The organism is Caballeronia sp. LZ029 (genome assembly GCF_031451275.1).
GTDB lineage: Bacteria > Pseudomonadota > Gammaproteobacteria > Burkholderiales > Burkholderiaceae > Caballeronia > Caballeronia jiangsuensis.
The window spans coordinates 184,947-205,912 of sequence record NZ_JARUXO010000002.1; the positions used below are offsets into that span (position 1 = coordinate 184,947).

Consider the following 20,966-nt stretch of genomic DNA (forward strand, 5'->3'; position numbering starts at 1 on the left):
GGCAGCGCGTGCTCTACCGCCTCGTAAGCTTCCGCTGGGGATAAATACTAGTCTGCCTTGGATGGCTCGATAAGCTTATTATTCTTATGCAACGATAAACTGCGCTTATCGATCGAAATGGACACAATCGGGGAGACGAGATGCACGTCACGCTGAGACAGTTGCGCGTCGCGTTGGCGGTCGCTCATCACGGCAGCTTTCGCCGCGCCGCGGAAGAAATGCATCTGTCGCAGCCGGCGTTGTCGTCGTCGGTCGCGGAACTGGAAGCGACGCTGGGCGTATCGCTATTCGATCGGACTTCGCGCATGGTGCGGGTGACGAGCGTCGGCAGACCGTTTCTCGATGCGTTGCGCAGGTCGATCACCGATCTCGACATGATCGTGCGCGAGGTCGGCACGATCGCGCAATCGAAGCGAGGGCGCGTGGTGGTAAGCAGCGTCGCGTCGGCTGCCGGCACGTTGATGTCGGAGGTATGGAAGAGAGTCGCCGAGCGCTTTCCGCAGATCGAGCTCGACATCCGCGACGATGTCGCGACCAACGTCGCGAATGTCGTGCGTTTCGGCGAAGCGGATTTCGGCATCACGGCACAATCCACTTCGCTTTCGGAGGAGCTCGTATTCGACACGCTCCTCAAGGAAAAGTATTCGCTCGTCTGCACGAAGGAACACCGTTTCGCGAGCAAGCGGCGCGTGACGTGGAGCGATCTGTCGGGGGAAATACTGATCGGATTTACGCCTACCGCCGGTGCTTATGCGCAGATCAATAATCAAACGTTGAAGGGCGACGTGCGCTTTGCGCGGATCCTGCAGATGTCGCAACTCTCGACCGTGCATGCGATGGCCGAGGCGTCGATCGGCATCACGATCTTGCCGCATACCGCGCTGCCCGTTCCCGATCATCCGACGCTGGTCAGCCGGCCTCTTTGCGGGCCGACGCTCATGCGCACCCTCGGCGTCTTGCGTCGTCGCGACCATTCGCTGTCGCCGGCCGCGCTTGCGGTGCGAGAACTGCTGCAGGAAGTTGTCGCGGAGATGATGGAATGAGGTTTCACGGCAGCGTCGCGGCGCGCGATAAGTTTCGATGCAGCGCCACGGTCCATTCCAGACCGATGAATCTGTGTTTCCGTGACTGCCGCACAATCACGCAGGTTCCGCGTCACGATAGTTATCGGCCATCGCAACAGCGAATTCTCGCAGAGGGGCGCCGTCCTTTACGTGATTCAGATGAACCGTCCTCGCATCCGCGGTCGAGCCTTCGTGGACTGCGCGACCGATCTGCGCCAGCAAATCGGCAATCAGCGCCTGACGCCTGCGAAATGCAGCCCGCCGGTTCGACGGAACCTCGCTGATGTCGCGGTGCCACTGGCGAAGCGGCAGCAAGAACCGTCCATTGGCTTCGACTCCGCCTAGTTCGCGCCAGAAGCCGTCATAGTCCGCGGTAAACTGAATTGCGGTTGCAGCGGAAACGTGCGTCTTCTTGGTGACGCCGGTGAGCGCGTCCACCCTCGCCATCCTGCAAAGTTCGCCGACCGCTTCCATCACAGCGGCCTTCGGTCGTAGGCCGTGACATGCGCGTGTAGCCTCGCGCACCCGGTCTCTGTCTCCGCCAGCCGGGCCTTGCAATCCTCCGATCAGCGCGCCCCGTTTCCCTGAGCCGGTATGCATTTCGAAGCTCATGGTCGCCCACGCAAGATCGACGTGCTCGAGCTCGTCGCGCCAGGCGACGGTCAATAAGCCTTCGCGCCAGCAGCGTACCGGCTCGCTCACGACAAGCGAATACCTGCCGATCGATGCCAACGTCACATATTCCGAATTCAGGTAGACCCTGCGCGTCAGATCTTCACCGAACAATTCCTGAACAACTGGGAAATGACCGCACAGCAGTTCCGCCCGCGCGTAGGCAGGCATATCGGCCTGAGCGAAGCAATGAAAGGGTCGTTCGAGATAGCGCCGGTTGCGCACAGCGATATCCGCAAGCAGTGAGTTCGTCGTCAACGCCTTCACCCAGATACGCGCCGCGGACGGATTGAGCATTGCGTACATCAGAACGCGGGCCCGTCGGAAGATATCGTGAGGAGTTCGTTTGGGGATAGCTTTGGCTAACAGATTGCAAGCTTCAAAAAGCGACATTATCGACCACGAAATATTTTCTTATTCACGAAAGACGCGGGCGCAAAGGCGACCGTGGCATTGCGATAGTCGCTGCCAGAAAGTGTTTCGTAAGAGACGGTGTTTAGCTTCGTAAGCCCGGTCACAAACCTCGTCACGAATGTTCGTCTTCGCAACGGGCCATGCGAGCATTTCTTTCGATGCGATATAGCTGGCATCGTATTATTACGCGATATTTCAAACGTAACGGGAGATTACAGGATAACTCGGCGGTCGCCTAGGCCGTTTGAAATTTCGTTAAGGGCAGCAGGAAGCCGGACGCATCATCGATGACGAAGCTCGCCGGCGGGCAGGTCCGGCGGCTCTCTTTTCGGTTCGGCGAACACGCACCGGAGTCTCGCGTTTCACGCCCTATGGTCGCGAAGGAACCTGAAGAACTCCACCCCTTCTTGCAGGCGTCGTTTCATCATCTCCCAGCTCACAAGCATCTCGCGCACGATTTCCCAGATCTTTGTGGGTCTGAAATAGAAGCGCTTGTAAAACTCCTCGACGCCAAGAAAAATCTCTTCGCGCGACAGGTGCGGATAGCCGATAGCCGATTGCTGAGTGCCGGCGGAATTGACGAGCGTGATAACTTTGCTTTGCTCCAGCCACCCGTTTTCGACAGCCTGCTTATGAAGGACCGTCCCCGGATACGGCGCGGCGAGCGATACCTGGATCGTGTGCGGATTGATCTCTTTCGCATACTGAATCGTCTTCTGTATCGTCTCTTGCGTTTCTCCCGGAAGCCCAAGAATGAATGTGCCGTGGATCTTGATGCCAAGCTTGCGGCAATCGTCGCTGAAGCGGCGTGCCATATCGGTCCGCAGCCCCTTTTTGACATTGACCAGAATCTGGTCGTCACCCGACTCGTAGCCCACTAATAAAAGCCGCAGCCCGTTCTCCTTCATCACCTTGAGGGTTGAATACGGCACGTTCGCTTTCGCGTTGCAGGACCACGTCACCCCTAGCTTGCCAAGGCCGCGAGCAATTTCCTCGGCTCTCGGTCTTAGATCGGTGAAGGTGTCGTCATCGAACATGATCTCCTTCACTTCGGGCATGTTGTCTCTGATCCACTTCACTTCTTCGAGGACGTTATCCACCGAGCGGGTGCGATAGCGATGCCCCCCGACTGTATGCGGCCAGAGGCAAAACGTGCACCGCGACTTGCAGCCTCGGCCCGTGTAAAGCGAAACATAGGGATGCTTGAGATATCCGCTGAAGTAGTTCTCAGTCTTGAGATCGCGCTTGTAGATGGGCGCGACAAACGGCAGTTGATCCATGTCCTCAAGAATCGGCCGGGCTTCATTGTGCATGATTCCACCGTCCGCCAACCGATAGCTCAGACCGAGAATTGACTCGAACGGGACGCCTTGCGCGATGTCGCGGCACGTGAAGTCGAATTCTTCACGACACACGAAATCGATCGAATCGCTCGCAGCAAGCGAGCCGTGAGGATCGACGGCTACCTTTGCCCCGATCATCCCGATCAGGATGCTGCCTTTGCGTTGTTTCAGATGCTCCGCGAAATGCGCATCGCTCGAGAACGATGGCGAGCTCGTATGAATGATGACAAGATCGTATTCCTGAGCGATATCCAATGTCGCATCCAGAGACAGACCATCTGCAGGAGCATCCACGACACGGCTATCCGGGACCAGTGCTGCAGGCTGCACGAGCCACGTCGGATACCAGAATGACCGAATCTCGCGTCTCGTCTGGAAACGTGAGCCTGCTCCGCCATCGAAGCCGTCGAAGGAAGGTGCCTGTAGAAACAGTGTTTTCATTGATGCCCTCAAAGATAACAGTCCGCTTGCAGGGATCGGTCGCCCAGACAGACTCGCCGGGTTCTGGTGATGTTCGTATTGCTTCAGGCTTTCACAAAGCTATGCCGGACAGCGGCTAATGGACGCTACGCTCTCCGGTGAGAACACTGGATTGTGGGGGGAGGCTAAAGAATACTACGACTCCCGCCTTATAAATTGCAATCGCTCGAACATAGAGTTATGCCAAATATCGGCTCCACCGAAACGAGAACGCTTTCGCGTGTCGAGAAGCCGGCTTGCTTGTATAGCGCGCCCCTTTGACGTCGGCCGATCCTTGAATGCAAGCTCATGAAAGCTGCTGCTAATGAATGTACTGAGTTGCGACGAACGGTCTGAATTTTTTGTTAAGGCATTACTTGACATTCGCGTTGCCCGGCTTGGCAGCGACTGAGCGCCCAGGGCCGAACGAACGCTCGGCCGCTTGCCAGTAAATGAGCCCTGGCACAAAGAACAGAAGATCACGCACGCGTCGCGCACCTGCGAGTGCGAGACACGTGGGCGCATCGATACCCAGCATGCCGCCGATCAAAACGAAGCCGCCTTCCTGCACGCCGATGCTACCCGGCACGACAAAGGCCACACTGCTTACGAGTTGGATCAGCGCCTCCAACACGAACGCTGTCGCGAAGCTTGCATTCGAGCCCAGCACGCGCAATGCCACCCAGATCTCCAGTGTCAGGCCGAGGCACTGCAGCGTTTGCCAGATGAACACATAACGCACAACGATGCCGGTCTGCCGCCAGATCAATCTGATGGACTGATCGATTCGCGTCGACTTCCCGACTAACGCGTAGACCTTTCCACTCGTGACTTTGTTGAGCGTTCGGGCGACACGTTCAAACGGCCGTGCATGCTGCACGAGCACGAACAGCAAGAGCACCGGCATGAGTGCGGCTAGCCCCCACGCGAACTTTCCCGCAAGGCGCACGGCATCCGATGATGTCTGCCCCAACACATAGCCAATGGCTACGAGTGCAAAGACGACCTGGCTGATCAGCGTGAGTTGCATGTCGACGACGAGGCTCGCCAAGGCCGTTGCCGGACGCACACCGACACGGCCGAGCAGGCGAAATGAAACGATCTCTCCGCCGATTCGCGCTACGGGCAGAAGTCCGTTGATCGACTCGCGAATCCAGACGAGCTTGAGCATGGTTCCGAAGGAGGGCCGCTCCGCATCGCGGATCAGCAGGCGCCAATCCCAGGCGTTCGGCAGCATCGGAATGATATGTACGAGCGCGGCGAGCAGCAGCCCTGCGCCGCCGGATTCCAGCAAATGCAGGATCGCTATAGGGTCATCGCGCCAGATGAGCCACCCTGCGATCACCAGGCCGAGCAACGCGGTAACGGACCCGAGGAATTTCATTCGAGCACGTCCTGTCCAGGGCAAGCGTCAGATGTCGAATCGATGATCATTCCAGACCCGGGTCATGTTGAACACACGACGACATCAAACCGTCCTCGTCGACATCGAAGTGTTGTCCGCGCCATAACACGCGACACGAGAGGAAACTCGACAGGTAGATTGCGAATTGAAGGACATCCCAGAGCGGCAACCATGCGAAGCTGCTGCCGCGCTCTCCCGTCGAGCGATCCGTTTGCCACACCAACAGTGCGCGAACGATGAATGTCAGCACGACCAACCCACACGCCAGAAGATTGCCAAAAGAAAAGAACACGGCGATCAATGCAAGCGGAAACGGATGCATCAGGATAGCACCGAGATGCCCCATTCTGTCCGCAGCGCGAATCGTGCGGCTCCATCGCAACTCGTGCGCGAACAGTTGCGAAAACGTCGTTTCGACGCAGGCGTGACGCACGATAAAAGGCGGAATCGCGACTACAAAACCGCTGCTGCGGACCGCTTCGCCAATCGCGTGGTCCTCTGCGAGATGATGTCCGAACTGCGCGAGACCGCCGATGCGCTGCAGTGTTGCGCTCGTAATGACAATCGTCTGGCCGAAGCAAGGCCGCGCGCGTTCGATCGAAAGTCCGGTCACTACGCCGGGCAGGAAGTGATAGTCGGTCATGGCGCCGCTGACCCGAGGCCAAAACCCGGGCGCACACATTCCACGATAGGCGCACGTGACCAGACCGACGCCGGGTTGTTGAAGCGCACCGACGACATCGCGCAGGAAGCTGGGCCTTACGCGTACGTCGCTGTCAGCAAAGCACAGCAGATCGTGCTCGGCACGATCCAGCATGTTCATAAGATTGGCGATTTTTCGATTGGGCCCGTACACCCTGGCATCTACAACGACCGTTATATCTTTCTCAGGAAAGCGCGCACGCAATATGTCGAGGCTTTTCAACGCGGCATCGCCTTCGTCATGGACGCCGAAAACATATTGAATCGCTCCTGGATAGTCTTGCTCCACAAAGCTCGTCAAGTTCTCGAATAGCTCCCACTCGGCGCCATGCAACGGCTTGATGATGGTAACCGCCGGGAAGCAAACGGCCGCACTTATCGGACGCGAGAAGAAACGTCGCATAACGAAGCCCGCCGACACGGTGTACACGATACCGATGCCCGAGCACAGTGCGGATAACGCGGCGGCACAGGCAAAGAGCAGGTGGACAACATGCAGTTGAGCCATATGCTTCAGGTCCATAGCGCCGTCGGGATGCCAAGCCTGCGTGACCGTTGCTTATGACAAGCTTAAGGACGACGGTATTTCTATCGCGTTTCCGGATTCGCTTCGCTTGTCGGCGCAATTGCAGTCGAGCGGGCTGCGATCCTCGATGAAGAGCAGCGCATTCACGATGACCCGCAATCGACTCGAAGCTGTCGTGGACGAGGCCGCGCTACACGCGAAGCGGCACGTTTTCGGTCACGCACACGAATGGTAAGATCGGTTGCATCGCTGATATCGGCGGCGAACGTCCAGGTGCAAAGCGGCGAGGACCTTTCGATGTGCAATCATGCCGTGCAGTTTTACGAGAACGACTGGTTTCTGTGCGAACGCGTCGCCAACTTTATCCATGAGGCTGCCCGCGCAGGCGAACCAACGGTCGTCATCGTCACTCGCGCACACCGCGAGGAGATCGAGCGGGTGCTCGGCAAAGCCGGGGATCTCGCATCGCCCACCAGCACCGATCCGGCCGACGTCGTCTGGCTCGATGCCGACGCTACGCTCGACACATTGCTGATCGAAGGATGGCCGAACGCCACGCGCTGCGAGTCTGTCCTGGGCACGCTGATCGGCACGCTCTCCGGTAACGGCAGAGTTCCTGTCCGGGCGTTCGGCGAGATGGTCGCCATCCTGTGCGCCCGCGGAGAGTCCGACGCGGCGCTGCGTCTGGAGCAACTATGGAACGATCTCGCACGCAAGCATGCATTCTCGCTTCTGTGCGCGTATCCCACACGCGTATTCAGAGGCAGCGAAGAGGCGCGCGCGTTTCACGCGATTTGCTCAGCCCATGACTCCGTTTTGCCGCCCGAAGCATTCGTTGCGACGGCCGAGGACACCGTGCCCTATCAGTTGGCCGTCGCGGCGTGGCAGCACAAGACGAAGGCGCTCGAACTGGAGATCGCGCGGCGAGCCGACATCCAGCGTGCACTCAGCGAACTCAGCGCTCACCAGCACAGAATCAGGGAGAACGAGCGCAAGAGGATCGCACGCGAGATTCATGACGAACTGGGTAGCGTTCTAACCGGCATCAAGGCATATGTCTCGGTTGCAGTCGATCGCGCGCGACGCGAAGGCAGCGCGCCCGACCCTCAACTCGTCGATGCCGCACGATTGGCCGACGACGCACTCGACACCGTCCGCCGCGTGATCACCGAATTGCGTCCGACTGTCCTGGACGACCTCGGTATCTGGGTGGCGCTCGAATGGTATATCGAACAGATCGAAAAGCAGACTGGATTGCCGTGCTCGCTTACGATCGATCCGAGGCTGAGCGCATCCGAGGTCGGTCCTGAACTCGGCACTGTGCTCTTTCGCATCATCCAGGAAGCGCTGACGAATGCGGTCCGGCATGCGCAGGCAAAATCGATGGTCGTGCGCGCGCAATGCGACGAGGCCTTCGCCGTCTTCGAAGTCTGCGACGACGGCAAGGGCATCGATGCCGTGCGTCTGCTCGGCCAACATTCCTGGGGCATTGCCGGAATGCACGAGCGTGCGCGACACTTCGGCGGCGCGCTCACCATCGCAGGCGCGCCCGGCATGGGCACCACGGTGAGCTTGCGATTACCTCTCGAGACGCTGTATGACGGCTGAATCCGTTATCAGGGTATTGTTGGTCGACGATCATGCGGTCGTTCGCAACGGCGTTCGCCTGATGCTCGGAACAAGCGACGATATCGAGGTTGCCGGAGAAGCGCAGACAGCCTCCGACGCCCTGCTGCTCGCGAGGACCCAGTCTTTCGACGTCGCACTCGTGGATGTCGCACTGCCCGATCGCAACGGGCTCGAACTGGTGAGGCCGTTGCGGGCGCAACAACCCACACTGGCGGTGCTCATGCTCAGCATCTACGCCGAAGAGGTTTATGCGTTGCGCGCAATCAAGCATGGAGCGGCTGGCTATCTCACCAAGAGCGTGTCCGCCGAAACCCTCATCGCCGCTGTGCGCAAGGTTCACTCAGGCGGTAAATTCATTACGGCCTCGCTCGCGGAACGCTTCGCCCAGCATTTAGGCGAGGCATTGGGACCGGCACACGAAACGCTGTCCGACCGCGAACTGGAAGTATTGAAGTTGATCGCGGGCGGCGAAAGCCTCGCCAATATCGCGACCACGCTGCATCTGAGTCCCAATACCGTCACGACGTATCGAGCGCGAATCTGCCAAAAGATCGGCTTGAAGAGCAACGCACAACTGGCGCGCTATGCGCTCGAGCACGGCTTGCTCGTTTGAGCGGCTGGATTGGCGTCCCGCCGATTTTGTATTGATTCCCCTACACAACGTGTATTGCTTTCTTGCCTGCGCGCGCGGGGCACGAACGTCATACTGGTTCATCCCATTTCAGCCCCTGTAGCGCTTTGGACGCTAGATCCCGCGATATGGACCAGACGCTGACGCCTCACGAACTCGCGACGCTGATTCGACTTGTTCGATCACCTGCCCAGGTCCAGATCGATTCGCTGGATTTCGGCGCACTCGCCCAACGTGGCCTCGCGTGCATCGACACGATCGCGCAGAAATCAGGTCAGGCACGCGTTACCGCAGCCGGCCACGCGTTGGCGAGACGGCTCGGCATGGTGCGGCCGGTTGCATCGTGCGTAACTTCCCGGTCAGAGTGAACAACGGTACGTGCATGTACATACATGCTTCGGAAGCGTCATACGGTTAAGCGAAAGCGTAACTGCGCGCTCCAGGGCAATCGTGACAATCTCAATTGCGCATTCGGAGATTCAAATGAGCGAGTCATGGATTCCGATCGTCGTCGGCATTGCGGTTATGTTGATTGCGACAGTCTTGATCGCCCAGCATTATCGGCGGGAGCAGCGTCGGCGGCATGACATGAGAAAGTGGCAAGAACCGTTTCAGGAGACATGGCGATGGCGCGAATCGCACCATCGCCGCTAGAAGCGGTACGGTACGACCGCTCCGCTCGACGGCGCTCCCCGGCGCGCAGCCACAGTTCCCGAATCGGACGTTCCGCGCATAGCCGAGACGCGGTTTGACCATCACAGACACGGACGAGAGACGTTTATGTCACGCGACTATCGTGAGGAGCAGGAACTGGCTCATATCCGGGCCATGATTCTGGAGCTTGAGCGCATGGCCGATGAGTATCACGCTCAGCATAATGCGGTGTTGCAACCGAACTATTGGCGAGAGCGTATTGCGACGATTCTCGTCGATCCAGATCTGCCCTACCCGCTTGAGAAGCACGCCACCGAGCTTCTGAACCGGCTGGACCGGATTGCTTCAGCCCCTCGGCGGTCACATGCCGATTCTTCGCGAAGATAAGCGTCAGGGCAAAGGCGTAAAACATGAGCGGACGAACTGGTGAAATTCATCAATCGCTTATATCGCGTAACACACTGTAACCACATCCCGGGCCGTCTTTTCTTCGATTGCCGTTAAACTCCTCAAGGTCGTTCGCATCGGGAACATCCCGGCGTTAGCACGCAGTCCGCATCGGGCCCGTCGTGGACAAACGCGAACGATACGGCGACAGCAGTTCCGCATCCGCAGATGCCAACGGACGGAACATCGAACGCTCCAATATCGCAATAGCGATTTCTCATCGAATCAGATCAGGCCATGCCCTGAGCCCCCGCGACCTACAGGCTTCGTCGGCTCATCAGCTCAACCCGACGAGTCAAAGTCAGTAACGCGTCACGCACGGTCGCCACAGGGTGATGAGTTCATCTGTTTGGCGCCGACTCAATCGTTGCACGTGCGCACGGGAAAACAATCGTCTTCGGACACCCGCCCGACACGTGCCGTTCGCCGCACAGGAGCTGGTAGTGAAACATTTCGGGCATCTTATCGTCGTTGCGCTGCTTCGAACGCTTGCCATACTTCCCTACAAGTGGGTCGCGAAGTTCGGCAGCGCAGTCGGCGCGGCCCTCTATGCGCTTCCCAGCCGCCGCAAACATATCGTTCTCGTCAACCTGCACTTGTGCTTTCCCTCAAGGTCGGAACATGAACTCGATGAGCTTGCAAAAGATCACTTTCGGCATGTTGTCCGGAGCTATCTCGAACGCGGCGTTCAATGGTTTGGCAGCGCTAAAAAAATCAACAAACTCGTTCAGATCGAAAGCGCGATCGATCTCGACGACGTGAATGCCCCGCCCACGATCTTCATGGGGTTCCATTTCGTCGGTATCGAAGTCGGATGCTTGCATTACTCACTGAAGATGCCCGCTGCTTCCTTGTATACGCACATGTCGAACAAGCGTCTTTGCGATTTGGCCCGGCGGCAGCGCGGCCGATTCGGCGCCGAGATGATCGAACGTTCAACGAGCGCGAAAAAGATCGTGCGACTCCTTCAGGGAGGCAAACCAGTCATGCTTGCCGCAGACATGGACCATGGCATCGAAAACTCCGTGTTTGTGCCATTTTTTGGCATCCCTGCGTGCACGCTGACTTCTGTTTCGCGACTGGCAAAAATGGGAGGTGCGCGCGTAGTGCCATTCGTCACTGAAGTACTACCGAATTTCGAAGGGTACAAGCTCACCGTTTTTGCAGCGCTTAGCGATTTCCCATCAGGAAGCGATACGAATGATGCGCGGTCCATGAACGCGTTTCTCGAAAGCCAGATACTCAAATTCCCTGCCCAGTATTACTGGGTGCATCGACGCTTCAAACATCGTCCCGCAGGTATGCCCGCAGTTTATTGATGCCGCGCGCGGTGCGGGGCGGCACTAAGATGAAGGCGTCGGCCTCGCCGGCAAGACCACGCCATCCGCGATCGCCTGACTCATTTGGCCGCCCATTTCGCCACGATCTCCTGCTCGTCGGAGGGATGCTTGACGCTGGCCACGCAGAGCGCCGAAAGCGCGGCGAACACGACGTAGGCGCAAACAAGCCAGGGCTGACCGCCGTTGAACTTGAGTAGAACCGTCGCGATGATCGGCGTCAGTCCGCTCGCAAAAATCCCCGAGAACTGATACACGAACGAGATACCCGTGTAACGCACGTGCGGATCGAACAGCTCCGAAAAGAGCGCGGCCTCGGGGCCGTAGATCATCGCGTAGAAGATGCCGAACGGGATGACGATCGCGAGCCACACTGCGAGCACGTTTACGGGCTGGCTCGACATCAGCCAGAACGCGGGAAACACCGATGCGCCGCAAATCAGCGAGCCCCAGAAGAAGGTGCGCGCGCGGCCGAAGCGATCCGAAAAGCTTCCGAACAGCGGAATGAAAAAGCACATGACGAGCGCGGCGGCCATCACGCCGACAAGCGCATCGGTGCGCGTGAGCTTCAGTTCCTGCGTCAGATAGGCGATCGCGAACACCGCGAACAGATTGAAGAACACGCCTTCGACATAGCGGATGCCGAGCCCCAGCATGACCTGCCGCCGAAACTGCGACATCAGCGTGGCGATCGGCAGCTTGACCGCATCGCCGCGATCTTTCACGGCCTGGAACTCGGGCGTCTCCATGATCTTCAGCCGGATCCACAGGCCGATTGCGATCAGAATGACCGATGCGCCGAACGCAATGCGCCAGCCCCACGCGAGAAACTGCGCCTCGGTGAGCGTCTGCGACAACAGCGCGACGAGGCCCGACGCGCCGCACAGTCCGATGGACACGCCCATCTGCGGCAGGCTCGCATAAAAGCCGCGCTTGTCGGGCGGCGCATATTCGAAGGCCATCAGCACCGAGCCGCCCCACTCTCCGCCCAGCCCGATCCCCTGCAGCACGCGCAGAAGCAGCAGCAAAATCGGCGCCCAGATGCCGATCTGCGCATACGTGGGCACGAGTCCGATCGCCGCGGTCGCCACGCCCATGATCACGAGCGTGATGACGAGCATGCTCTTGCGCCCGATCTTGTCGCCGAAGTGGCCGAAGATCACGCCGCCGAGCGGGCGCGCGACGAAGCCCACGAGGAAGGTCACGTACGCGAGCATGGTGGAGACCAGCGGGTCGCCCGTCGGAAAATAGAGCTTGTTCAGCACGATCCCCGCGATCACGCCGTAGAGAAAGAAGTCGTACCACTCGACCGTCGTGCCGATGACGCTCGCAAGCGCCACGCGCCACACAGGGTTGCCCTGATCGCCTTGCATCATGCCTCCTTTATGCCCCGCGTTCCCTCTGCCGGGGAATCGAGCGGCGCTGGATATGCGCATTGGGCCGCGCACACGGCCTCAGACAGCGAGCGTCACCACTGAAACGATCACCAGAAAACCGAGCGTCGCCCGCCTGAAACGGCGCTCGTCGATCAAACCGAAAAGACGCATGCCCGCGAGGATGCCGAACAGATAGCCGGGCGCGAGAATCCACAGCGGCATCGGGCCGTCGATCATGAATGCGCCGCGCATCCACAGCACGATGAGGGCGGCGACCGACATCGCCATCACGGTGACCATCAGGTTCGCGCGCGTGTCGACGCTCGGCGCGGAACTCGACAGCAGATACAGGATGACGGGCGGCCCGCCGATGCCGGTGCCGCCGAGCAACGCACCGCTCAGTAGTCCGAGCGCGATCGACGTCGGCACGCGCGGCTGCGCCTTGTGACGCACGCCCGCGAGCAACGCCAGCGAGAACACGAGGACGAGCACGCCGATGGCGCGCCGGATCAGCGACTGATCCGCGTTGACGAGCGCCCATGCGCCGAACGGCAACGCGACGAAAGCGGCGATGCAAATGGGCATGACGACGCGCCACTGCGCGCGGCCGATGAACTGCCGCAGCACCGGCAGCACCGCGAACGCTTCGAGGAGAAGCACGGGCGCGACGATGAACTTCGGGCTCGTCATCAGCGAAAGCAGCGGCATCATGACGAGCGACCCGCCGAAGCCGCTCGCCCCGCGCACGAAGCCGCCCGCGACGGCGGCGGCGAAGGCGATGACGACGAAGCCCGGCGTCGGCATGACGTCAGCTCTTCAGAAAGCCGCCGTCCACCGCGAGCGTTTCGCCCGTGATGAACGCGGCCGCATCGGATGCGAGGAAGAGCGCCGCGCGCGCTACATCGTCGACGGTGGCGAGCCGGCCGAGCGGAAAACGCGTCAGCACCCGGGTCTTCACGTCGGGCTTGAGGATGTCGCGGACCATGTCGGTCTCGACGAGCGCGGGCGCGACCGCATTGACGCGCACGTTGAACGGCCCGAGCTCGCGCGCGAGCCCCTGCGTGATGGCGACCACCGCCGCCTTGCTTGCGCCGTACCAGACATTGCCGACGGAACCGCCGCCGCGCATCGCCGACACCGACGCGATATTGACCACCGCGCCGCGCTCCTGCCGCTTCATGTGCTGCGCGACGGCCTGCACGCAATGAAACACGCCGCCGACGTTCACCGCCATGAGCCGGTCGAAGGCGGCGGCGCTGGTCGTCTCGAACGGGCCTTGAGCGAGAAGGCCCGCGCTGTTCACGAGCACATCGATGCCGCCGTGCTCATCGACGATACGCGCGACCGCGATCGCGACGGCGCCGCTATCGCTCACATCGAGCCCGATGCCCGACGCGCCTTGTCCCAGCGCGGCGGCGCTCTGCATCGCGGCATCGGCATCGAGATCGGCGATGCACACCGTCGCGCCCTGCGCCGCGCAGAGCTGCGCAATGCGCAGACCGATGCCGCGAGCCGCGCCCGTCACGAGCACCGTGCGTCCGTCGAGCCGTGTATCGATGGTCTCCATCGTCATGTTCCCCGCGTCAGTGAGTTCGAACAACGTCGAGTGTGACGCATCGTTCCCGCGTCCGATGTGGGCAGGCCGCCATGAAACGCTCGCTTCATCGTGAATCAGATCGCGCAGATGACGCTTGAGCCGTATGTAGCCGTCGTCGGATTCGTCGCGCGGGCGCGCCAGCTTCACTTCGATATCCGCCTTGATGCGCCCGGGCCTGCGCGTCAGCACGATGATCCGGTCCGAAAGCAAAATGGCTTCGTCGATGCTGTGCGTCACGAGGATCATCGTCTTGCGCGCCTCTGCCTCGCTTTCGGCGAGCAGACGTCCCAGTTCCTGCTGCATCGCGGCGCGGTTCTGCGCGTCGAGCGCGGCGAACGGCTCGTCCATCAGCAGGACTTCGGGATCGACGGCGAGCGCGCGTGCAATCGACACGCGCTGCCGCATGCCGCCCGAAAGCTGATGCGGATAGTGCCGGGCAAAGCCGTCGAGGCCGACGAGCCGCAACTGCTTCGCGACGATCTGCTCGCGCTCCACGCCCGGCACCTTCTTCATGCGCAGCCCGAACGCGACGTTGTCGCGCACCGTCATCCACGGAAAGAGCGCGTAGTCCTGGAACACGACGGTGCGCCGCCAGGTTGGTCGCGCGACGCGCTCGCCATCGACGAGCAGTTCGCCGGCCGTCGGCGTCTCGAAGCCCGCGAGCAGGTTGAGCATCGTCGTCTTGCCGCAGCCGCTGTGGCCGAGGATCGAGCAGAACTCGCGATCGCTCACCTCGAAGCTCGCATTGTCGAGCGCGAGCACGTCGCCGCCGCGCCGGTGTCCGGACGCGTACACCTTGCTCACGCCCTTCACGCAGACTGATCCCATCGCATGTACTCCTTGTGGACCCTAGTGACCGGCCGCGCGCGACCACGGCAGCAGACGCCGCATCAGCAGTCGCAACGCGCCGTCCATCGCGAGGCCGACGAGCCCGATCGTCGCCATGCCGACGATGATCGAATCGGTGCGCAGGACGCTGCGCGCGTCGTTGATCATGAAGCCAAGACCGGAGATCGCGCCGACCAGTTCCGCCGCGACGAGCGCCATCCAGCCGACGCCGAGCCCGATGCGCACGCCGGTCAGGATCTGCGGCAGCGCGGCCCGAAACACCACGCTCGTCAGGATCGACGCCTCGCTCGCGCCGAGACAGCGCGCGGCGCGAATCAGGTTCGGCTCGATGCCCTTCACGCCGGTGATCGTGTTGAGCAGGATCGGAAAGAAGATGCCGAGAAAGATGATGAATTCGTTCTGCGCGTTGCCGATGCCAAACCAGAGAATCGACAGCGGAATCCATGCGAGCGGCGGCACGGGCCGCAGGATTTCGACGATCGGATCGACCTGTTCCTCGACGAGCGGCCACCAGCTCATCGCGATGCCGAGCGGAATGGCCGCGCACGCCCAGACGAAGGCGACCAGCTCGCGGCGCACGCTGTCGATGAGGTTGTGGATCAGATCGCCCGACTCGATGAGTTGCCACGCCGCCGCGAGCACCGCGCTCGGCGCGGGCAGGAGATTGCGCGTGGTGTCGTCGAGAAGCTGGGTGCTCGAAGACTGCCACGCGGCGATCAGCACGAACAGCAGCGTGAGCCCGCGCAGCTTGCGCAACGCGCGGCCGAGCCACGTTCGTTTCCTGAGCCTCGCGCGCGCGGCGCTCCGGGCACTCGCAGGTTCGATCGTCGTCACGTCCACGGTGTCTCCTTTCATGGCTGCGTCATGTGCTATGAATCGATGATGTCCTCGACGGTTACGGTCCGATGCGTGCTCGATCCACGCTCACGGCGTCCAGGTCTTCTTGTCGAAGGTCCAGGGCCGCACGAGATCGCCCTTTTCCGGGAACGGCTGCGGCGCCTTCATGCTCTGCACGTCGAGATACGACGGATAGGGAATCTTCGCGGGATCGCCCGTCCAGCCGGCCGGCACGAACGGCGGCGCTTTGGGCACGGTCCAGCCGAGCTTGTCGAAGGTCTTCTGCATGAAGCGCGTATCGACCGCCGCGACGAAATCGTCTGCGCTCAGCGGCCGCACGATGCGTCCGTGTTCATGCAGCCAGCGGAACACGACCGAGTTCACCTGCCCCCAGAACTGCGCGTTCGGATACACGTAGCTCGGCTTGTAGGCGTTGTTGTAGCGCTTCACCTGATCGAGCAGGATCGGCTTGGAATAGCTCTTGAGTTGCGGCACCTGCGCCATCAGGTCGGCGGTCTGCTCGGGATGCAGGCGAATCCAGAGCGTCGCTTCGACGAACGCATCGCAGAGCGCCTGCACCACGTCGGGCACGTTCTGAACGAGTTCGTCGCGCACGTAGAACTGGCCTTCGTACATGTTGTAGGGAAAGATCGAATCGGCGACGCGGCCGTTCTTGCGCTGCTCGGTGATCATCGCGACCGTCGGGTCCCACGACACCACACCCGCGAGTCCTTCGGGCATCGCCATCTGGTCGCCGGGCGTCATGTTCTTGAGGATCACGTCACGGCCGATCTTCACGTCGTTGACCATCGCGGCCATCTGCACGTAGAACTCCGCCGACGAGCCCGTCACGATGCCGAGCGCGGCGGGCGGGTTGCTTCCCTTCAGATCCTTGAACGACCTGATCTTCGAATCCGGCGGCACGACGAGCGCATGCAGCAGGTTCGGGCTTTCGATCGCGATCGCCTTCACGGGAATCTTCTTGTCGAGCAGCGAAGAGAACGGAAAGTTGCCGCCGCTGCCCACCTGAAAGCGCCCGGACACGAGCACTTCGTTGATCTCCGGCCCCGAAGCGAACGCCTGCACCTTCGTTTCGAGGCCGCGATCCTTGAGGAAGCCCTGCTTGTCCATGACGATGTTGACCGCGTTCTGCCCCGACCACGGCGCCTGATACGCGATCGACAGCGGCCACCAGCCCTTGTCCTTCAGCCATTGCACGGACTTCTGCGACACCTGCTCGCGGGGCATCGGCCAGCCCCAGTCGCTGAACGTCGGAGCGGCATCGGCGGCCTGCGCCGTCTGAGCGGCGCAGAGTCCCGCCACACATGCCGCCGCGATCAGAACCCGGCGCCATGTCGCGATGCTTGCGGTCACGATTCGTTCCATGCGTGTCTCCTTGCTGTACGAAGTCCGCGTCTGTCGTGCGGATCGAGTCGGCCGGCGCCGTCGCGCTATCCCCGCGCCGCCGACAGCGTCATGTCCATGCCGCCGAAACGCACGCGTGCATGCGCCAGGTCGCGCTGCGCGCCGAGATAGCGGATCATCTCGGCGAGCGGAGAGGTCTTGTCTTCATAGGTCGGCTCGCTCTTCTTCAGAGGGGCGAGCAGTTCGGGCGAATAGAACGCGGCGAGCAGGATATCTTCGTCGCTCGCCGATGCGCCGAGCTGCGCGCGCAGACGCGGCACCGCGGGCGCGAGGTGCGCTGCGGGCGCTTCCTCGACGCGCTCGTCGTCGCGGATGCGCGCGCGTTCGAGAAACACGTCGGCGGGCTGCGCGGCAAGACGTCCGTAATAGCCCATCGCGTATTTGCGCACTTCGTCGGGAATGGTCTTGTAGCGCTCGCCCTGCACGACATTGAGCACCGCCTGGGTGATGATGTACTGCGCGAACGGGCTGACGAGAATCGGATAGCCGAGATCGCGCCGCACCTGCGCCGCCTCGTCGAGAATCTCGGGAAGACGGTGCGACATGTTCATCGTCGCGAGTTGCGATTTCAGGTTCGAGATCATGCCGCCCGGCACCTGATGCTCGTCTAGCGCCGGATCGTATTCGGCGACGCGGCCGCGCGGCTTGTCATCGCGTTCGCAGACCCAGTCGAAGTAGTCGGATACTTCCGCGAGTGCCGCGAGGTCGACGTTCGTCGCGAATCCCTGACGCGTCGCGCGCGCGTCGATCTCCTGCGCGGCCGGCAGCGATGCCCCGTTCGCCAGCGGCGTCACCGCCGTGTGTCCGAGGCTGAAGCCCGCCGCCATCGCCACTTCGTAGACTTCGGGCGCGAGGCCCGACTGTGCATGCGAATGCAGTTGCAGCGGAATCTCCCCGACCGCCGCGACGAGCGCCGGAAACAGCGTGCGCCCGCGCTCGGGCGTGAGCAGTCCCGTCGGATCCTTCACGGAGATGAAGTCCGCGCGCAACGCGACCAGTTCCTTTGCCCGCTCCACGTAATACGCGTCGGTGTGGACGGGGCTCAGCGTGTAGGTCAGCATGGCGTTGACCTTCATGCCGGCTTCGTGCGCCGAGCGCACCGACGAAACGATGTTCCGGTTGTCGTTGAGCGCGTCGTAGACGGTCAGCACGGACAAGCCGAGACCGGCGAGGACTCTCGAGTTGAGCGCGACGATGTCGTCGGGAAAGAGCTCGAACGTGTAGAGGCTCTGGCCGCGCGTGAGGCCGTCGCAGGGCGTTGCGAGCCTGTCGCACAGAAGGCCGACGCGCCGCCACGGATTCTCCTGCAAGTAGCGCACGCAAACGTCGAAGACCGCGCCGCCGAGAATGTTGACGTAGGCATAGCCCACGCGATCGATTGCGCCGAGAATCGGCGTCATCGTCGAGGTCGTCATGCGCGTGGACCACAGGCATTGATGCGCGTCGCGCAGCGTCACATCGACGAGACCGAACGTGCGAGTCCCGCGATCGTGCGGCGCGCTCGTGCGTTGCATGATGGACAGGTCGGTCATTTCGTCTCCAGAAGCCGCTCTTCGACGAAGCGCGTATGAATCTCGCCGCGTGCGAAGTGCGGATCGTCGAGCAGCGAGAGGTGAAAAGGGATCGTCGTCGTGACGCCTTCGACGCGCATTTCGCCGAGCGCGCGCCGCATCCGCGCGATCGCTTCCTCGCGCGACGCGCCCCACACCACGAGCTTCGCGACGAGCGAGTCGTAATACGGCGGAATGCGATACCCGGAAAACAGATGCGAATCGACGCGCACGCCCGGACCGCCCGGCGCATGGAACTCGCGCACGGTCCCGGGACACGGCGCGAAGTTCTGCGCGGCATCTTCGGCGTTGATGCGGCATTCGATCGCGTGACCATGAATGCGCACGTCCGCCTGAGCGATGCGCAGCGGCTCGCCCTGCGCGATGCGAATCTGTTCCTTCACGATATCGATGCCGGTGACGCATTCCGTCACCGGATGCTCGACCTGCACGCGCGTGTTCATCTCCATGAAGTAGAAGCGGCCCGAAGCATCGTCGAGAATGCATTCGATCGTGCCCGCGCTCCGATATCCGACGTGCCGGCACAGACGCACCGCCGCGTCCCCGATCTGCGCGCGCATGTCTTCGGTCAGCGCGGGCGACGGGCTCTCCTCCAGCAGCTTCTGGTTGCGCCGCTGCGCGGAGCAGTCGCGCTCGCCGAGATGCAGCACGGTTTCGCCGTCCGACAGAATCTGGATCTCGATGTGACGCACACGCGTCAGGAATTTTTCGACGTAGATCGAGCCGTCGCCGAATGCGGCTTTCGCTTCGCGCGAGGCGTCGCCGAATTGCGTATCGAGATCGGCGGGATCGTGCACGACGCGCATGCCGCGCCCGCCGCCGCCTGCCGCCGCCTTGAGCAGAACCGGATAGCCGATCTCCCGCGCGATCTCGCGCGCCTGCGCCGGACTCTCTACCGTGCCGCGCGAACCGGGCGTAGTCGGCACGCCGGCTTCCTCGGCCATGCGGCGCGCCATCGCCTTGTCGCCCATCAGCGAGATCACGCGCGCCGACGGACCGATGAACACCACGCCTTCCTTCTCGCACAACTCGGCGAACCCGGCGTTCTCGGAGAGAAAGCCATAGCCGGGATGAATCGCGTCCACGCCATGCACGAGCGCTGCCGACACGATGAAACGCGCGTTCAGATAGCTTTCGCTCGAGCGCGGCGGCCCGATGCAGACCGCGCGGTCCGCAAGGCGCACGGCGAGCGAATCGCGATCGGCGTCCGAATAGACCTGCACGGTTTCGATGCCGAGATCGCGACATGCGCGGATGATGCGCACCGCGATCTCGCCGCGGTTCGCGATCAGCACGCGCCTGAAGGGCTTTGCGCGCGCGCTCGGTTCGGCGAGCACGTTCATGCGCTGGCCCCCGCGCTTTTCGGCGCGATCACGATGAGCGGCTGGCCGTACTCCACCGGATCGCCGTCCTCGACCAGTACATGCGTGACCACGCCGCCCGCGCCCGCCGCGATGGAGTTCATCAGCTTCATGACTTCGATGATGCAGACGGTGGCTTCCGCCTCGACGGCATCGCCGACTTCGACGAAGGTTTTGGCGCCAGGCTCGGGCGAACGATAGAAAGTGCCGACCATCGGCGATTTGACGACGGTGGAATCCGCCGGCCATTCGGTAGTGGCGGCAGACGCGGATGACGCCGCCGGCTCAGGCGGCCGTGAGACGGACGCGGGAGCGGGAGCGGGCGCAGGCGCAGGCGTCTGCGAAGCAGCGCCGTTTCGCGCGGGAACGGCAGGCGCACTGCCATCGACCGCTTCACCGCGCCGCAGATCGAGTTCGACATCGCCCATGCGCAGATGGAACTCGTTGAAATTCTCCGACGCCTTGATCAGCTCGACGAGTTGCACGAGATCCTGAAACGTCAGGGTTCCTTGTCTTTCCATGTGCGCGGCACCTCGCCGTTCGGTCGACGTTCGCACACGATGCGTGCGAATTCCGTTGAGTGAAATGTGGCGTTCCGTTGAGAGAGATGATTGCACACACTAAGGCAGGATGCAATAATGAAATGCCACATCTCATTCAGTGAAAT

General features: G+C 61.6%; 19 protein-coding genes. 7 read left to right on the forward strand and 12 right to left on the reverse strand.

All coding sequences use genetic code 11. The annotated features are described in order from the left end of the window. Nucleotides 1-140 precede the first annotated feature (140 nt). Nucleotides 141-1,043, forward strand: a complete 903-nt coding sequence (locus tag QCE73_RS15845; RefSeq protein WP_309882218.1) for a LysR substrate-binding domain-containing protein — start codon at nt 141-143, stop codon at nt 1,041-1,043. A 96-nt stretch (nt 1,044-1,139) separates the two neighbouring features. On the opposite strand, the gene QCE73_RS15850 is transcribed toward QCE73_RS15845, so the two are convergent. From QCE73_RS15850 to hpnI, 4 genes are all read right to left on the reverse strand, one after another. Further along, nucleotides 1,140-2,129 carry a DUF535 family protein gene (locus tag QCE73_RS15850; RefSeq protein ID WP_309882220.1) on the reverse strand — a complete coding sequence of 330 codons (990 nt, stop codon included), beginning with the start codon at nt 2,127-2,129 and terminating at the stop codon, nt 1,140-1,142. Between the two features lie 383 nt (nt 2,130-2,512). Further along, a complete protein-coding gene (gene hpnJ / locus QCE73_RS15855) occupies nt 2,513-3,934 on the reverse strand; it encodes a hopanoid biosynthesis associated radical SAM protein HpnJ (RefSeq protein ID WP_309882221.1) in 1,422 nt (473 codons plus the stop codon). A 391-nt stretch (nt 3,935-4,325) separates the two neighbouring features. Continuing rightward, entirely contained in the window at nt 4,326-5,336 is a 1,011-nt protein-coding gene (locus QCE73_RS15860) for a lysylphosphatidylglycerol synthase domain-containing protein (protein ID WP_309882222.1), read from the reverse strand. Between the two features lie 46 nt (nt 5,337-5,382). Further along, nucleotides 5,383-6,567 (reverse strand): bacteriohopanetetrol glucosamine biosynthesis glycosyltransferase HpnI, encoded by a 1,185-nt coding sequence (hpnI, locus tag QCE73_RS15865; RefSeq protein ID WP_309883123.1) that lies wholly within the window; start codon nt 6,565-6,567, stop codon nt 5,383-5,385. Between the two features lie 246 nt (nt 6,568-6,813). On the opposite strand from hpnI, the gene QCE73_RS15870 reads away from it, so the two are divergent. From QCE73_RS15870 to QCE73_RS15895, 6 genes are all read left to right on the forward strand, one after another. Then, nucleotides 6,814-8,193 carry an MEDS domain-containing protein gene (locus tag QCE73_RS15870; RefSeq protein WP_309882223.1) on the forward strand — a complete coding sequence of 460 codons (1,380 nt, stop codon included), beginning with the start codon at nt 6,814-6,816 and terminating at the stop codon, nt 8,191-8,193. Further along, nucleotides 8,183-8,827 (forward strand): response regulator transcription factor, encoded by a 645-nt coding sequence (locus QCE73_RS15875; RefSeq protein WP_309882224.1) that lies wholly within the window; start codon nt 8,183-8,185, stop codon nt 8,825-8,827. The genes QCE73_RS15870 and QCE73_RS15875 overlap by 11 nt, the downstream gene beginning before the upstream one ends. 146 nt (nt 8,828-8,973) lie before the next feature. Further along, the gene (locus QCE73_RS15880) at nt 8,974-9,213 is read left to right on the forward strand and encodes a hypothetical protein (RefSeq protein ID WP_309882226.1); all 240 of its coding nucleotides are present in this window, start codon (nt 8,974-8,976) and stop codon (nt 9,211-9,213) included. 115 nt (nt 9,214-9,328) lie between these two features. Continuing rightward, on the forward strand, nt 9,329-9,499 hold the full coding sequence (locus QCE73_RS15885) for a hypothetical protein (RefSeq protein ID WP_309882228.1): 171 nt from the start codon (nt 9,329-9,331) through the stop codon (nt 9,497-9,499). Nucleotides 9,500-9,625: 126 nt separating this feature from the next. Continuing rightward, the gene (locus QCE73_RS15890) at nt 9,626-9,886 is read left to right on the forward strand and encodes a hypothetical protein (protein ID WP_309882229.1); all 261 of its coding nucleotides are present in this window, start codon (nt 9,626-9,628) and stop codon (nt 9,884-9,886) included. A gap of 476 nt (nt 9,887-10,362) precedes the next feature. Then, complete coding sequence (locus QCE73_RS15895) at nt 10,363-11,265, forward strand: lipid A biosynthesis lauroyl acyltransferase (RefSeq protein WP_404989772.1); 903 nt, start codon at nt 10,363-10,365, stop codon at nt 11,263-11,265. Nucleotides 11,266-11,345: 80 nt separating this feature from the next. Here QCE73_RS15895 and QCE73_RS15900 read toward each other — a convergent pair whose 3' ends face one another. The 8 genes from QCE73_RS15900 to accB all read right to left on the reverse strand — a co-directional run bounded on the left by QCE73_RS15900 (nt 11,346) and on the right by accB (nt 20,820). Then, nucleotides 11,346-12,656 (reverse strand): MFS transporter, encoded by a 1,311-nt coding sequence (locus QCE73_RS15900; RefSeq protein WP_309883125.1) that lies wholly within the window; start codon nt 12,654-12,656, stop codon nt 11,346-11,348. A gap of 81 nt (nt 12,657-12,737) precedes the next feature. After that, the gene (locus QCE73_RS15905; protein ID WP_309882233.1) at nt 12,738-13,463 is read right to left on the reverse strand and encodes a sulfite exporter TauE/SafE family protein; all 726 of its coding nucleotides are present in this window, start codon (nt 13,461-13,463) and stop codon (nt 12,738-12,740) included. 4 nt (nt 13,464-13,467) lie between these two features. Beyond that, nucleotides 13,468-15,084, reverse strand: a complete 1,617-nt coding sequence (locus tag QCE73_RS15910; protein ID WP_309882234.1) for a glucose 1-dehydrogenase — start codon at nt 15,082-15,084, stop codon at nt 13,468-13,470. Between the two features lie 21 nt (nt 15,085-15,105). After that, nucleotides 15,106-15,960 carry an ABC transporter permease gene (locus QCE73_RS15915; RefSeq protein ID WP_309882235.1) on the reverse strand — a complete coding sequence of 285 codons (855 nt, stop codon included), beginning with the start codon at nt 15,958-15,960 and terminating at the stop codon, nt 15,106-15,108. Between the two features lie 69 nt (nt 15,961-16,029). After that, nucleotides 16,030-17,328: an ABC transporter substrate-binding protein gene (locus tag QCE73_RS15920; protein ID WP_187609097.1), complete on the reverse strand. Its 1,299-nt coding sequence runs from the start codon at nt 17,326-17,328 to the stop codon at nt 16,030-16,032. A 65-nt stretch (nt 17,329-17,393) separates the two neighbouring features. After that, entirely contained in the window at nt 17,394-18,899 is a 1,506-nt protein-coding gene (locus tag QCE73_RS15925; protein ID WP_309882237.1) for a pyruvate carboxylase subunit B, read from the reverse strand. Further along, complete coding sequence (locus tag QCE73_RS15930; protein WP_051626627.1) at nt 18,896-20,281, reverse strand: acetyl-CoA carboxylase biotin carboxylase subunit; 1,386 nt, start codon at nt 20,279-20,281, stop codon at nt 18,896-18,898. The genes QCE73_RS15925 and QCE73_RS15930 overlap by 4 nt, the downstream gene beginning before the upstream one ends. Further along, nucleotides 20,278-20,820: an acetyl-CoA carboxylase biotin carboxyl carrier protein gene (gene accB, locus QCE73_RS15935; RefSeq protein ID WP_309882239.1), complete on the reverse strand. Its 543-nt coding sequence runs from the start codon at nt 20,818-20,820 to the stop codon at nt 20,278-20,280. Before accB ends, QCE73_RS15930 begins: the two co-directional genes overlap by 4 nt. Nucleotides 20,821-20,966 lie beyond the last annotated feature (146 nt).